Here is a 15,353-nt window from a genome sequence, read left to right as displayed (position 1 = left end):
AAGAGGTTCATATGACTTTATCGCAGCGTACCGTTTCATAGTTCGGTACCCGTCAAGAGGTTCATATGACTTTATCGCAGCGTACCGGTTCATAGTGCGGTACTCGTCAAGAGGTTTTCTGACAATAGGTTGCGGAACGGGCTGTGATGCTGCGGTATCCCGTCACACATCTCGCTTCCTGATCTCCGTAGCGGATTGTTCTTCCAGTCTCCCCCCGCGGAGCCGCAACATACGGTCGCATCTGACTGCAAAATCAGTGTTATGGGTCACAAGAACGCTGGTCAATCCATGGACCCGGTGCAGTCCCTGGATCAGGTCGAATACCGCTTCCCCGGTTTTACCGTCCAGATCCCCGGTAGGCTCATCCGCAAGAAGGATCTTCGGCTCCGTCACCAAAGCCCGGGCCAGGGAGACTCGCTGCTGCTCCCCTCCGCTAAGCTCTCCCGAGCGATGGTGCCCCCGCTCTCCCAATCCCACCTCTTTCAGCCAGAATGCACCCCTCTCCATGGCTGACTGTCTTCCCATCCCCCTCGCCAGCAGTGGCATCGCGACGTTCTCCACCGCCGTAAACTCCGGCAGAAGATAGTGAAACTGCCAGACATAGCCAACATCGCGATTGCGAAACTCCGAGGACTGCCGAGCGCTGAACTGGCTCAGTCTCTGGTCTCCGCAGTAAACCTCCCCCGCCGTAGGCTTATCCAGAGCCGCCAGCAGGTGCAGCAACGTGCTCTTGCCGGCACCGCTCTCGCCTACGATTGCGACCATCTCTCCGGCATGGACCGCAAGGTCCAGCCCTCGAAACAGCTCCAGCCCCGTGGCGCTACCCCCCTCCACCTGGGCATACACCTTGGTCAGCCCTTCGGCCCGCAGAACGATCCTCGGACCAGCGATTACCCGTGGAAGCGGCTCCAGGTTGTCATTCGCTCCGCCGTCCTGGAGCTCCATCTCACTCACTCGGCACCTCGTCTTCCGCCTGAACACCAAGGGAGATAGACAAACGGTTCCACGCATTGATCATTGCGATCACAAGGGTCAGGTTTACGGTCTCCACTTCGCTGAAGACTGCGCGCACCTCTTCATAAACTGCCTCTGGAGCACGGCTCTCCTGGATATTGGTCACCGCCTCGGTCCAGGACAGCGCAGCACGCTCACGCTTCGTATATGCCTCGGAGTTGCGCCACGCTGCAACTTCGGCGATCTTTTCCGCACTCACTCCAGCCTTTTGCAACTCAGCCTTGTGCTGCTCCACGCAGAAACCACATCCATTCAGGAGGGAGGCCCGGAGCTTCACCAGCTCGCGCAATGTGTGATCGATTCCAGATTGGGTGTTGAGGTAGTGCTCAAGCTCGCGCATCTTCGCCAGGCTCTGAGGTGCAATCTGCCAGTATCTCAATCTCACGTCACTCATACCGCAGCGCCTCCGCCGGCAGAACCTTCGCCGCGCTTCCGCTGGGATAGAGCGTCGCCAACAGGCTCACTCCCAGCGAGACCATCGCCACAATCAAACCATCCGAGATCTTGGGAGCAAAGGGAAGGTAGTCGAGCGAATACACTGCGGCATCGAGACGAATAAACCGGTAATGGCCACCTAGCCAGCTAAGCGCGTATCCAAGCACGAGCCCCAGGACGGTTCCAATCACGGAGATCAGCAGCCCCTGCAGCAGAAAGATCCTCCGCACCTGCATCTCAGTTACGCCGAAGCTCATCAGCACGGCGATATCGCGCATCTTCTCCATCACCATCATGGTCAGTGCGATCAGAATATTGAGTGCGGCCACGCACACAATCAGCGCCAGCACGATAAACGTCACTACCTGTTCCAGCTTCAGCGCACGGAACAGCTCCCGGTTCTGCTCCATCCAGTTCGTAGTCTGGAAGCCCTTACCCGCAGCCTGTTCGATCTCCCTGCCGATCTTGTCTGCCTTGTAAAGATCATCGACCTTGAAGCTGATGACCGAAATCAGGTCCGGCTCGCTGAACAGCCGCTGCGCATCCTTCAGTCGCATAAAGGCATAGCTTGCGTCGTACTGGTAGAAGCCGGACTTGAAGATCCCCACCACGATGCATTTCTGATACTTCGGCACCAGCCCCAACGGAGTCAGCTCACCCTGCGGGCTCGTCACCACCACCGCATCTCCCACCTTTGCTCCAATCGTCTCCGCCAGGTCGTTCCCAATGACGATCGGCGGCAATGCCGGTACCGGTGAGCCGTCCTGTGCACGATGTCGTCCAGTCCTGGAATCGTTTACCGGCTCCAGCGCCACCGCCGACCCATCCGTGATCTTCTGCAGCAGATCCCCAACTGTCTTCTCATCCGCCGGAATCACCCCTTTGATCAGCCCGCCTCCGCTGCGCACCCCTCGCGAGATCAATACCTGCCCGTAAAGACCCGGCGCCGCCGCGGTCACATGAGGTACTCTCCGCAGGCGCTCCAGCATGGGACGCCAATCCCGGATGCCGTCTGACGCGACACGCATCAGCTCTACATGCGCCGTCGAGCCCAGCAGCCGCTCCTGCATATCGCGGCGCATTCCGTTCGTAATCGCCAGCGCGATGATCAGCGACGCAACTCCGGCCGCCACCCCGATAACGGAGATGGCCGTGATCACGCCGACGACAGCCTGTCGCCGTTTGGCCCGCAGATACCGCGACGCTATAAACAGTTCAAATCGCATCGAACCTCAGCTTACTAGCACCTGACAGGAAATCTCGCCTTTCAGTCAGTTCCATGGTCTTCTCACCTCCGGCCTCGGACGTGTCATCCTGAGCGAAGCGCAGCGAAGTCGCAGCGAGTCGCAGGATCTGCGGTTAATCACACCACGCATAGGAAGAGATGGAGTGTCCCTTCAATGCACCAGCACCTTCGGCAGATTCCAATGACGCCACGCCGCTACCATTCGCAGCGTAAAGCAGACGACCGCGCCCATGCTCATCGCCCACCCTCTGCGAAGTTTTGCCGCGATACCAGCCACAACCACAATCGCGCCTGCCAACGCCGCCGCTGCGTACACGTCTGAGTGCAACACTCCCGGCACCTGGGCCAGTAGAACGTCGCGCACGGTTCCGCCGCCCGCACCCGTCACCGCACCCATCAGGATGGCCAGCAGCGGTGTAATCCCAAATTCGAGAGCCTTGCCCACTCCCGCGACTGCGAACAGCGCGAGTCCCGCTGCGTCCAGCGTCACCATCAGCTGCGCTGGCACCCGCTCGATCAAAGGATGGAAGCAGAACACCGCAATACCGCCTGAAAAAGCTGTCGCTGCGTAACGCCAGTCCCGGATGCTGTTCGGCGGAATCGCCCCGATTAGCAGATCGCGGATCGTTCCTCCCCCGAGCGCCGTCACAAACGACAACACCAGCAGTCCAAAGACGTCCAGCCCCGCGTTGATGCCCGCCAGCGCACCCTCCACAGCGAAGACGAACGTCCCAATCAGATCGACAACCAACAGCAGAAAATCCGGGTCGTACAGGTTGAACCGCCCGACGCCCTTCTTTGTCTGTTCTGCGATCGCCTCGGTCAACGAACCACCGCCTTCACCGCCGCCATGTTTTCGTAGCGGTCATACAAGCGCACCGCAATCACATGTTCCTTGGCATCCGTCACCGGGGTCGTCGCCTGGGGAACATCCGCCATAAAGTCGTACCGCTCCGTCTGAGAGTCCGACACCTGTCCCACCGGCTCCAGGTACTGCCACGGCCCCGCATCCACCGAGTACTCCGCATGCGCAATCGGCGAGGTCGCATCATGCGCCTCCAGCGTCGCATGAATCTTCTGCCCGGACTGCCCCGGCTTCGTCGCACCCGCAGGCGCTGCTGACATGGTCGCTGCCAGCACCCCCGGAACCGGAGGTGTCGTGTCCGCGACAAATACTGGGCTCACACGCTCGCCCGTCAGCGCCTCAGCGTCCGTATGAACCGGGGCATCGCTCGCAACCACTCGAAGCTCATAGCTGCCATCCGGAAGCAGGGAAGAGTCGAAGCTGTAATACCGTTCACTGATCTTGTCCTTCAGCAGGCGCCAGTTCGTCTCACCCACGCCGCGATACCACACCGCGAACATCAGGTCATCGCCATTATCGTCGTGTGCCATCCACCGCACTGTTATGGAATTCTTATCCTTCTGCGCCGTCAGTGGCGCAGTATTCCCATCCGCCTGAAAGCTCACAACCGGGTTCGTCGAAGCTGGCTGCGGAAACGCGACCTGCACCGTCGTCGGCGCGGGTGTGCCCGTGCCCGCAGCAAGCTTCGCTCCCGGCTGGACGACGACCTCATCCACCATCGGCGCCACATTTCGGGGCAGATAGTTCAGCGCCACCGAGTCGATCCCCGCCTCTGCTCCCGGATGCAGCACCGCCTTCCACTGTGCGAAACGGCCCTCGGGAACCGCCGCCGTGCCCTCCGCACCCACTCGCGTCCATTCGCTCCAGCCCATCAGTGGGCTCTCTACATTTCCGCTCCTCAGCCACAGCTCATATTCCTGCGAACTTCCGCTCGCCCGCGCCTCCACTCGGCCCCAGCGCGAGTATCCCTGCGCGTCGAAGACCTCGCTTGTGTAAATCGGCTCCTTTGCCGCCGCGTCTCTCAGCCGAAACAGCTTGCCGCTGTTGCTCGTCGCAACCAGAGAACCATCCTTCACTGGCGCAAACGCCATCGCCTGGGCCGCTTCCAGATGCGCAACATCGCTGTATCTTCCCGGCATCTTCGGGTCGATCCGATACACGCGCCCGCGGTTTCCCGTTGCCGCCAGCAACGCTCCGTTGCGATACGTCAGGGCATAGACAACGTCTTCCTTCAGCGCCGCCAGTCGCGATGGCGTGCCATCCTTCGCAATCCTGAAGATCTCGCTCCCATCCGGAACCAGCGAGTTCGCTCCGGCAGCTGTCGATGATCCCGGCTGCGCAAACGTCACCGTCACTCCCACATTTCCCGTCACCGGCAAAGGAGGCAGCGGCATCGACCCTCGTGCTCCCACGCCTGCCGCATAGACATTCCCGGCCTCGTCCATCGCCAGCGAGGTAATCTCCCGCCTCGGTGCCGCATACGCTGCGAACGGCTTGGCTCCGGCAGCCTTCGTATTGATCCGGTAGATCACTCCCGCACCATCGGAGCCCGCCCACAGCGTCCCATCCGCTGCCATCAACAGGCACCGGATATGCTGATCGGCTGTCTTGAACAGCACCTCCGCCCTGCCTCCGCCTGCAGGAATGCGATACACCACCGCAGGTGCTCCGGCAGCTACATAAAGTGCGCCATCACTGCCCGTCGCAAGATCCCAAAGATACTTCGGCTTCTCCTCCGTCGTTGCGGGATCGAAGACGACCGTTCCTGCACCTCCGCCCGCCGCAGCCCGATAGACTTTGCCATCCGGAGAAGTCGCCGCGAACACCGTCCCATCGCGGGCTACCGTCACTGCCTGGACCGCCAGTTCCTTGGTGTCGAGCACCTTCACGGCCTTGCCGTCGGGGTCGACCCGCATCACCACTCCCGATCCCCCGGTGGTCCCGCCTAGGCCCAGGTACGCATCTCCCGCACGATCGCTCGCCAGCGACCAGACATAGCTCTTGCCCGTGTCGTACACCATCGACTTCGCAGGACCCGCCTCAAGCCGGCCGTCATTGCGGATCGCAACTCCATCCACTGAACCGCGCTCCATCGTGTCGTAACGATCTACCGTCCAAAGCTTCGTCCCTTGAGCCCGCGCCGCGCCTGCCAGCACCGCCGGAACCAGACATCCCATCAGGAAATACCGTCGCATCATCGTCACCTGAGTCTAAAGCACCGCTGAACAAAAAGGCGGAGACCGTAGTCTCCGCCTCCTCGATGTACTGTCCCAGCCTCGTCTTTACTGGTTTACCAGCACCGCGCGATACCGCACCTGGTTCTTCTTGACTCGCGCCACCGCATCGCTCGCCTTCGCCATCGCAAAGGTCTCCGTGATGGCCTTCACTCCATGGCGCGCTGCCACATTCAGCATCTCCTGCAGGTCGTGCGGACTTCCGGTTGAGGAGCCGCATATTGCTCGCTGCCCCCCGATCAACGTAGGGGCCTGTACCTGCAGCGGAGACGTAGGCGCTCCGACAAGGCACAGCATACCGTTCGGTCGCAACGCGTGCAGATAGGCTGACCAGTCCTGGTCCGCATTGACCGTCGACAGCAGCAGGTCGAACGACCCCACGACTTTCTTCAGGGCTCCGGTATCGCGCGTATTCACAAAGTGGTGGGCTCCCAGTTCGCGGGCTTCCACCTCTTTATCCTTCGTCGTCGAGAACGCTGTAACCTCCGCGCCAAACACCTTGGCAAACTGAACCCCAATATGCCCAAGGCCGCCAATTCCGATAATCCCCACACGGGAGTAAGGGCGCACTCCGTGATTGCGTAAAGGCGCGTACACGGTAATTCCCGCGCACAGCAGGGGCGCCGCGTTCTCGCTGTCCAGAGCATCCGGCAGGGGAATCGCAAACCGTGAGTTCACGCGCACCTTGTCCGCAAAACCTCCGTTACGTCCAACGCAGGTCGGCTGGGCCTGTGCGCAAAGCTGCTCTTCACCCTTCCTGCACCACTCGCACATGCCGCAACTATCCGCCTGCCAGCCCACTCCGACACGCTGCCCAACCGCAAGGCTGCGAACATGCTCGCCCACGGCCACAATCGTTCCTACAATCTCGTGTCCTGGAATGAACGGATACTTACTGATACCCCAATCATTGTTGATCAGGTTGATGTCGCTTCGGCACACCCCACAGTGTGAGACTTTGATCTCGACCTCGTACGGCTGGATTTCACCTGGATCGAACTTGTACGGCAGCAAGTGCGCACCGGCGGCATGCACAGCCAGGCCATGAATCTCACTCATCTAGATAGGTGTCCTTTTGCGCTCGGCGTTCTCACCGGCGTCTTCGACTTTGATGCTATATCAGGGCTTTGAGGGAAATGTAGCATCTCCTTTTTCGGCTGTCCCATCTAACAGAACCTCTGGCCCTACTTAGGTCATCTATCGAACATTCAGATTCAGCACCTGCGAACCGCTCACCGCATATCCTGTCTCAGCCGATCCTGCCTCGACTACGCTCTCGCCATGCAGACTCATCCGCTGCGCATCCTTCAGTGGACCCAGCACGTTCGCCATCGACAGCGGAACACCCGGAAGCGTCTCTCCCTCCAGAACCGCCTGCGCTTCACGGCTTAGCAGCGTGACGTAGACGCGATCATTCGGGTGCAGACGATTCATCTGATCCACGGCATCGGCCAGTCCTTCAGCACGGCGTGTCACGCCGCTCGGTCCCAGCAGCCTGTCCACCGTCGCGCCATCGCTCACCAGCACCCGAATATTTCCCGGCGTTACATTTGCGGGCAGCTTCACCTTCAGGCGCACCAGGCGCGATTCAGCCTGGTACGGGCGCAGCGTGACCTCTGCGTCGATCGTATCTCCAGCGTTCGCCTCCAACACGCTCAACCGCGCTGACTCAAGCGTCGCCGTCCGCCGCTCCGGCAGGCCCTTGACCTTCAGCTTCACGTCGGTCACTACCGGCTGGTCCTGCGGATTTCCATACACCCGACTGAAGCGATCGTTCACGAACAGTGCCGCGTTAATCGCCGCAGGATTCAGCTCATTCTGCGCCAGAATTCCTGACATCTTTACTGGAGGCAGTCCCTGTACGCCGATCTCCCCGCTCATCCGATAGCTCATATCCGCTGCGGCCGAGTTCGTACCCTGCAGGCTCTGGTACACCGAGACCAGCATCGCCGAAGGAGTAAGCTGCCGGTTATCCAGCACCTCGAAGTGGAAGGTCTTCTGCTTGATCGAAGCAGCTCCCGGGACAGCAGGAGGAACCACATCGACCGTTACTGGAATCATCCTTGCCTTGCTTCCAAACCTTCCCATGATCGCTGCTGCGCGATCCTCGGTGAAGGCCCCCACCGTCTCGGTCGTATTCACAATCTTGAAGGCGTTCAAAGGAGAAGGAAGCGTAGCCACCACCGCCGCCTTCGTCATCGGCATATCGACCGGTCCATACTGCGTAATCGGATGACCGCACGCCAGCAGCCGCGTCGGATCGACATACGTCACCGTGCAGGTCCCCGCAACCGAGAGGTCTCCTCGCACCAGCACTGCACTCACCGCTGAACCAGGAACCAGTGGCTCTGGCTGCACCGCGTTCGCATCGGAGCCGCCAAGCCCCGCGACCGGCGTCATCCCCATGGCGCGGAATCGTCCGCCAAACCGGTCCACCGCCTCCTGGCTGAAGCCGCTGAAGACCAGTGGAGTCTCCATCGCCTGCATCGCTACACTACTCCCGATATTCGCCGCAGGCAGGCTCGCCTCATCGCCCCCGGTACTCTTCTGCCCGCGAGCCGCCGCCGGGCGAACTTCGTCGTCCCGGACCTCCAGCATCTGCTCTATCGGCGTAATTCCAGCGATCGGTTCTTTGCTGAACTGCCCAATCCGATAGCTCAGCGCTCCCACCAGCCTTCCGTCAATATAGACAGGGCTTCCGCTCATCCCCGCAACGACGCCGGTGAACTCAGGTTTGGTGCCATACAGACGGGCAAGGATCATGTCCCGTCCCGGGCCAAGGGAATCCTTCAGCACGCCTAGGATCTCTACCTGCATCGGTTCTGGGTTAACGCCTTCGAAGACCGTGTAAGCGACACCCTTCATCCCGCGCTTCAGCTGGGAAAGAGGGAAGATCTTCGTCTCGCCCGAACCTCCCATCGCCGCTGCCGCAGTCGGGGGAAGGGAGGCGGAGTTTCCCGCGCCCGCGACCGTTGCTGCCGTCGCGCCCTGCCCGTACAGACCCGAAGCCATTCCCGGAGCGAACCCCGCCAGACAGCCTGCGGTTAACAGACCCCACAACACTCTTCGCGTCTTTCGCTTGCTTTTCACGTCTACAAGACTAGAGCCTACCCCATTCCAGCAGCGTTGAGGAGGCTACAGAAAGTCCATTCTCCTTAGGAGCTTCAACTCTTGATGATTGGACGCCCCGCCCCGGCAAAGGCTGTTACCAAACCGGCATACCCCATCGTCCAACTTACGGAGTAAAGTTGCAGATGATGACCCCTCTTCAGCGTATTCGTCGTGTAGCCCCCGTCGTTCTTGTTCTCTTCGGCCTCAGCTTCACTTCGGTTGCAGGAGCAGCACAGTCCTCCCAGCAGCCCCCGCCGCAGCAGCCAGCCGACGACTCCGCAGGCCCCCAGACCGACAACGGCCCCATCGTCATCAAGAAGAAGAAGGAAGAAGAGGCGCCCCCGCCTGCTCCGGTCGCTCCGCCCGAGCCCAAGGTCAAAAACCCGAACAACGAGACCTATTCGATCAGGGTCGACGTTCCCATCGTCAACCTCAACGTCAACGTCATCCTCGACAAGACGCACCAGTTCGTTCCCGGCCTCAAGGCCCCCAACTTCCTCGTCCTGGAAGATGGCGTTCCCCAGCAGGTCCAAAGCGTTCGCATGGCCCAGACCCCCATTACGGCGGTCATGCTGCTCGAATTCGCGGCTAACAGCTACTACTTCATCCGCGACATGCAGAACGCGTCGTTCAGCTTCTTCAACACCCTGCGGCCGGACGACTATGTCGCCGTCGTAACCTACGACCTTCGTACCCACATCCTCACCGACTTCACCAACAACCGGCAGATCGTCGGCAACGCGATCTCCTCGCTCATCATTCCCGGCTTCTCCGATACCAATCTCTTCGACGCCCTCTACGAGACGCTCGACCGCGTCACCCGTATCGAAGGACGCAAGTACATCATCCTCATCGGAACCGGTCGCGACACCTTCTCGAAGACCACCCTGGACAAGATCCTGGCCAAGGTCAAGGCGACTCCCAATGTGACCATCTTCACCATCGGAACCGGTGCGCTGGTCCGCGAGCTGGCCGACGCTGGCGGAGGTATGGGGCCCATCACACGCATGGACTACCTCCAGGCAGAAAACCAGATGAAGACCTTCGCCAGGATGACCGGTGGCCTCAGCTTCAACCCGATGTTCGAGGGCGCGCTTCCGGACATCTTCTCCCAGATCAACGACTCCATCCGCAACCAGTACGTCCTGACCTACCGTCCTACCAACAACAAGAACGACGGCTCCTATCGCCACATCGAGGTCAAGTTGGTCGACAACGAGGGCCATCCCCTGCAAATGCAGGACGAAAAGCACAAACCCCTCAAGTATTCCGTCATCGCCCGCGACGGCTATCGAGCCAAGAACGAGGTGGAATAGCTGTCAACACCGCACGTCGTCCATCTTGCTGGTAGCACTGCGGATAGCCAGCTTCAAATCTGCCGTTTAGTTCGAGGCAGAACGATATACTGTAAGTGCAGCCCTGAATAGAAAGCCCGCACCAGAAGGTGCGGGTTTTGATCTTTAACTGCCTGGAATGAAAAATTTACAAGTAAGTCTTTGATTATCAATATTTTAGGCGTCTGGTCCAAAGCTAAGCCCAATGGATAGAAGATTTTGCACGAAAACGGGGGTGGCTACCGGGGCCGCGGCATCGTCAGGTCCAGATCGGTCGAGCACATCTGCTTCGTCATAAGGATGATCTGTCCGGTATGTAGCTGGACATGCCCCACAACTTGGTAGATAGCCTCCAGAACCGAGACGTCCCGGCCCTGCGGAGTCGTCCTCTCCATCAGCCGCTCCGCCGGCAGCGAATCGATTACTCCTCGTGCCTCGGCGATCGTCTCTTCGAAGAGACGAATCAGTTCCTTCGCGCTCATGCCGCCGTCCGTGCTGAACTCCTGTTCGCGAACCCGGACGTCAGCCGCGCCGCCGACACCGTGCATGATCCACTGGCGCATATTCCCGCACAGGTGGAGAATCAGGTTTCCAACTGAATTCTCGTAGTCGCCCTGGCGCTGCCACACCTGCTCATCACTCAGCCGCTCGAAGCAGCTCCTGGTAAATGCCATCATATGCTCGAGCTTCGCACTCGAAAAGGAAAGAAAGCTGGCTCCGATCTCATTGTCCATCCAGGCATTGTAGACGCAATGGTTTGACCGAATCGCCCGCAACCCTTACACTCAGTAGAGTCAGGACGTCAGCTTGAGGTGTTCAGTGCAAACCACTGAGAATCCAGCGACTCCCAGCACAACCTGTTGCCTCCTCGTTCAATGGTAGGACAGTCGGCTCTGAACCGATCAATCGGGGTTCGAATCCCTGGGAGGCAACCACAGATATTTATCGCGCGGTACCCGTCCGCCTTTTGGATCTCTGAAAAGCGAAGCCAGAGAACCCCACTTTTGCCTCCTCGCTATGGGCTTCGGTCGGCTACTCCGCCCTCAGGGCCTGCATGGGTTCGACTGAGGCGGCCCGGCGCGCGGGAACGAAGCAGGCCGTGATCGCGGCGAAGAGCAGGAGGATGGCGACGGAGGCAAAGACGGAGACGTCAAGCTTGCCAACTTCGTAGAGCATGCTCTGCATGCTGCGGCCGACGAAATAGGCTCCGACAAGGCCCACAGTGAGGCCGATCGAGGCAAGAACCAGGCCCTCCCTCACAATGAGAGCGACGACGCGGCTGCGATTCGCTCCGAGTGCCATGCGAAGGGCTATCTCGTGTGAGCGCTGCGCCACCGAGAAGGACATGACTCCGTAGACGCCGAGCGCCGCGAGGAGAAGCGCGACGGCGGCGAAGCTGACGAAAAGGACGAGAGTGAAACGGTCGTTCGAGAGAACGAGCTCACGAATCTCTTCCATGGAGCGAGGCTGGGCCAGCGCTATCTCAGGATCGACCGAGTGGACTGCTGCGGCGATGCTCTTGACCATGGTCGCAGGATCGTTGACGGTGCGAACGCCGATGCCAGCACTGGACCAGGGGATCTGCCAGAAGGGAATCTCCATCTCTGGGCGGTCTTGGCGGAATCCGCGGCTGCGGACGTTGTGGTAAACGCCCACGATCTGCCACTCGACCGGTGGACCCAGCTTGGTGACCCCGGGGATGAGCTGTTCGACCGAGACACGCTGGTGGAGCGGATCCACTCCTTTGAAGTACTTCTTCACAAAATCTTCGTTGACGACGGCGACTCTGACGCTTGAGCCGGTGTCCTGATCGGTGAAGGAGCGGCCATTGACCATGCGAACGCCGAAGGTCTTGAAGAAGTCGGGCGTGACCATGCCGAACCCGGTATTGGGACGCATGGAGGGGTCGTTAAAGGCAGGCTTCCCCACGATGGTGAACGGCATGCCAAAGCCTGCTCCGAAGAGCGGGAGGCCGGTCATCGCTGTGGCCGAAGTTACGCCTGGGACGGCGTTGATGCTGGAAAGAATCTGCTTGTAGTAGGCAACAATCTTCTCGGGGTCTTTGGGTCGCGAGTCAGGTATCGGCAGATAGAAGGTGAGGACATGATCGGTGCGGAGGCCGAGGTCTACCCGAAGGAGATTGAGGAAGCTGTGGATGGCGAGACCGGCTCCGGTCAGCAGGGCGAGAGCAAGGGCGAACTCGCCAATGACGAGCGATTGCCGCAGGCGATGGCGACCCGCTCCTACGCCGGTGCGATTACCTTCTTTGAGCGATTCGCCAGGATCGACTCGTGAGGCATACCAGGCTGGCGCACTGCCGAAGAGAAGACCAGCGAGCGTGGTGGCTGCGAGGGTGAAGAGCAGGATAGGAAGGTTGAGGTGGAGATCAGCCTCATCCGGCAATGTTCCTCGAGGCATGATCGCGATGAGGCCCTGGAGCATGGCGTAGCCGACGCCAATGCCGAGGACGCCACCGGTGATCGCGAGCAGCAAGCTTTCCGTGATGAGTTGTTCGAAGATGGTTCTACGGCTCGCTCCGAGTGCGCTGCGGACTGCGAGCTCCTTCTGGCGGGCGAGGCCGCGAGCAAGGAGGAGATTGGCTACATTGACGCAGGCGATGAGCAGAATGAAGGCTACGGCGCCAAGGAGAAGCCAAAGCGTCTGCTTGCGTTCGCTGGGCAGGAAGTCGTTTTTGAACGGCTCGACATAGACGCCCCAGCCCTTATTGCTTTTGGGGTTGGCCTGAGCGATATGGGTAGCGACTGAATCCATGTCAGCCTGCGCCTGCTGGACGGTCACGCCAGGTTTGAGGCGGGCGATTGAGAGGAGCCAGTGGAAGTCGTGATTGAGTTGCTCGGGTTTGAAGACGAGTGGCACAACGAGCTGTGCCTGCGCTCGATCGTCGAGACCAGGAGACAGAACGCCTACCACCGTGTAGGGCTCGCCGTTGATACGCATGGACTGGCCGATGATTTTGGGATCGCTGCCGAGGTGTGCCCAGAGTTTGTGGGTGAGGATAACGACGTGCCCCTTACCTTCGACGCCTTCTTCGGGGAGGAAATCCCTACCAAGGAAGAAAGGACGACCGAGCATCTTGTAGAAACCGGCGGTGACCTGCCTTCCGTCGATATCTTCGGGCTGGTCCTTGCTGGCGATGTTGAAAGAGCCGCCGGCGAATGCGTTGATGTCCTGGAAGCTTGAGTTCTCCCGTTTCCAGTCGGTGAAGTCTCCCGCAGAGATTCCGTTGTGAAATGTCTGAATCTTCGACCAGACGACAACAAGCTGGTTCGGTTCGGGGTAAGGCACGGGCGCCAGTAGAGTGGCATAGTCCACAGTAAAGATGGCCGTGTTTGCGCCGATGCCGAGGGCCAGGGTAAGTAAAACGGTGAGAGTCAGGCCGGGATTCTTCCACAAGGTACGTGCGGAATAACGGAGATTGCGAAGGAGACTCGACACGAGACGACCTCACGTTCCTGCTCAGGGTCTGAGCGATGCCTTGAGATTTTGTTGTCGCGAGCAGAATAGTCGATTGTGAGCGCCTAAGCGACTTCTTTATGTGTCTGCCTGGTACTTCCGGGTGAAGCGATCTAGTGCTTGAGAGCTCGACCGGCGAGAACCTGGGTCAACGAACCGTTATCTACTGCGAAGCGTCCATTGACGAGAAGATAGCGAACGCCCGTGGAGAGGACGGCCGGATTTTGATAGGTTGCGCGCTCATTGAATGTCTTCGGATCGAAGACCAGAACATCAGCAAAGTAGCCGGGCTTCAGCAATCCGCGATCTTTGATCTTCAGTGTCTGGGCCGGAAGGGATGTACTGGATCGAACGGCAAATTCAATCGGGATTATGTGTTTTTCATAGACGTACTCGTGAAATTTGCGGGGGAAGGTCCCGTATTTACGAGGGTGCCCGGGCGATCCATCGGAGCAGGTCATGACCCACGACTGACGCATGAAGGCGTCGATGTCGGACTCTTTCATGTTGAAAGAAGCCACGTCGGATCCTCCCGCTTCGATGATCTGGATGGCGGCATCGATGGGGCTTTCATGTCGCTCATTCGCAATAGTGGCGAGAGTCTTTCCAACGACGCTCTTATCGCGCGCTGCGGTCATCAGGAGCGTATCAGCTCCTCCACGGCGCTCAAGATTGCGTTTCATCTCTGCGATAAGACGAGGATGCACCGCCGGATCGCGCAGATTCTTGAGAAGCGCTCCATCGGCCTCAGCCCACCGCGGAACGAGTGAAGCCGTGACGCTTGTGCCTGATGCCGTGTAGGGGTACTGACTTGCGGTTACGTCGACTCCTTCTTTCCGGGCTTGATCGACCAGGGCGATGACATCAGCGCTTTGTCCCCAGACATCGGCCCCGAGCGCCTTGATGTGCGAGATCATAACCGGAAGATGCGCCTCCCGGCCGATGCGAATCGTCTCGCGGACAGAGCCGAGAAGCCCGATCGTGTAAGAGCTCTCATCGCGCATGTGGGTGTCGTAGATCCCACCATATTGACCCGCTACGCGGGAGAGCGCGATGACCTCTTCTGTGCTCGAGTAGCTCCCTGGCGCATAGTAAAGACCTGTGGAGATGCCGATGGCTCCCTCTTGCATCGCCGTTGCCACAAGACTCTTCATACGTTCGATCTGTTCTGGCGTCGGCTTCTGGTCCGACATCTTCATCACTTCGCGGCGAACCGTTCCCTGGCCGATGAAGAGAGCGGCATTCGATCCGATTCCTTGCCGACTCCATTTTGCAAGCGTGTCCCCAATCGCAACAGGGCTGTCACCATCGTTTCCGGTAGCGACCGTAGTCACACCCTGCATCAGGTAAGCAGCATTGCTGCTTGTCTTCGGATTAGAGAGGTCGCCGGCGGTGTGCGTGTGAGGATCGATAAAACCTGGTGTGACGATCAGCCCGGTCGCGTCGATGACTCTCTTGGCGTTTTTACCTTTGCTTGATCCGATAAAGACGATGCGGTCTCCGGCGATTCCGATATCTCCCTTGATCGACGGTTTGCCTGACCCATCGATCAAGGTGCCGCCGCGGATGATGACGTCGAGTGACTGGGCGAAGGACGGGATGGATTGGAGACAAAATACTGCGAGAACAATGCTCAACAT

General features: G+C 59.5%; 11 protein-coding genes and 1 tRNA gene. 2 read left to right on the top strand and 10 right to left on the bottom strand.

The genetic code is table 11. From position 1 onward, the window contains the following. Positions 1-162: 162 nt before the first annotated feature. The 7 genes from JAO29_RS04265 to JAO29_RS04235 all read right to left on the bottom strand — a co-directional run bounded on the left by JAO29_RS04265 (position 163) and on the right by JAO29_RS04235 (position 8,884). Positions 163-945 (bottom strand): ABC transporter ATP-binding protein, encoded by a 783-nt coding sequence (locus JAO29_RS04265; RefSeq protein ID WP_334266945.1) that lies wholly within the window; start codon positions 943-945, stop codon positions 163-165. A 1-nt stretch (position 946) separates the two neighbouring features. Beyond that, complete coding sequence (locus JAO29_RS04260) at positions 947-1,408, bottom strand: carboxymuconolactone decarboxylase family protein (protein WP_334266933.1); 462 nt, start codon at positions 1,406-1,408, stop codon at positions 947-949. Beyond that, positions 1,401-2,675 carry an FtsX-like permease family protein gene (locus tag JAO29_RS04255; protein ID WP_334266932.1) on the bottom strand — a complete coding sequence of 425 codons (1,275 nt, stop codon included), beginning with the start codon at positions 2,673-2,675 and terminating at the stop codon, positions 1,401-1,403. The genes JAO29_RS04260 and JAO29_RS04255 overlap by 8 nt, the downstream gene beginning before the upstream one ends. A 171-nt stretch (positions 2,676-2,846) precedes the next feature. Next, positions 2,847-3,521, bottom strand: coding sequence for a trimeric intracellular cation channel family protein (locus JAO29_RS04250; protein WP_334266931.1), 675 nt, complete (start codon positions 3,519-3,521; stop codon positions 2,847-2,849). Beyond that, entirely contained in the window at positions 3,518-5,758 is a 2,241-nt protein-coding gene (locus JAO29_RS04245; RefSeq protein ID WP_334266930.1) for a hypothetical protein, read from the bottom strand. The genes JAO29_RS04250 and JAO29_RS04245 overlap by 4 nt, the downstream gene beginning before the upstream one ends. A gap of 84 nt (positions 5,759-5,842) precedes the next feature. Continuing rightward, the gene (locus JAO29_RS04240; protein WP_334266929.1) at positions 5,843-6,853 is read right to left on the bottom strand and encodes an NAD(P)-dependent alcohol dehydrogenase; all 1,011 of its coding nucleotides are present in this window, start codon (positions 6,851-6,853) and stop codon (positions 5,843-5,845) included. A 138-nt stretch (positions 6,854-6,991) separates the two neighbouring features. Continuing rightward, positions 6,992-8,884: a SpoIVB peptidase S55 gene (locus JAO29_RS04235; protein WP_334266928.1), complete on the bottom strand. Its 1,893-nt coding sequence runs from the start codon at positions 8,882-8,884 to the stop codon at positions 6,992-6,994. Between the two features lie 164 nt (positions 8,885-9,048). Between JAO29_RS04235 and JAO29_RS04230 the strand changes: the two genes are divergently transcribed. Next, on the top strand, positions 9,049-10,221 hold the full coding sequence (locus JAO29_RS04230) for a VWA domain-containing protein (protein ID WP_334266927.1): 1,173 nt from the start codon (positions 9,049-9,051) through the stop codon (positions 10,219-10,221). Between the two features lie 257 nt (positions 10,222-10,478). Here the strand turns inward: JAO29_RS04230 and JAO29_RS04225 are convergent, their stop codons facing one another. Beyond that, positions 10,479-10,973 (bottom strand): DinB family protein, encoded by a 495-nt coding sequence (locus JAO29_RS04225; RefSeq protein WP_334266926.1) that lies wholly within the window; start codon positions 10,971-10,973, stop codon positions 10,479-10,481. Between the two features lie 127 nt (positions 10,974-11,100). Between JAO29_RS04225 and JAO29_RS04220 the strand changes: the two genes are divergently transcribed. Further along, positions 11,101-11,174 (top strand) — tRNA-Gln (locus JAO29_RS04220). 97 nt (positions 11,175-11,271) lie between these two features. Here JAO29_RS04220 and JAO29_RS04215 read toward each other — a convergent pair. Then, a complete protein-coding gene (locus JAO29_RS04215) occupies positions 11,272-13,695 on the bottom strand; it encodes an ABC transporter permease (protein WP_334266925.1) in 2,424 nt (807 codons plus the stop codon). Positions 13,696-13,826: 131 nt separating this feature from the next. Continuing rightward, a complete protein-coding gene (locus tag JAO29_RS04210; protein ID WP_334266924.1) occupies positions 13,827-15,353 on the bottom strand; it encodes an N-acyl-D-amino-acid deacylase family protein in 1,527 nt (508 codons plus the stop codon).

Origin of the sequence: Edaphobacter sp. HDX4, from assembly GCF_036877565.1 — a bacterium.
In the GTDB taxonomy this organism is placed as follows: Bacteria; Acidobacteriota; Terriglobia; order Terriglobales; family Acidobacteriaceae; genus Edaphobacter.
Note: the sequence above shows the minus strand (reverse complement) of the source record. Positions and strands in the feature narration are given on the sequence as shown.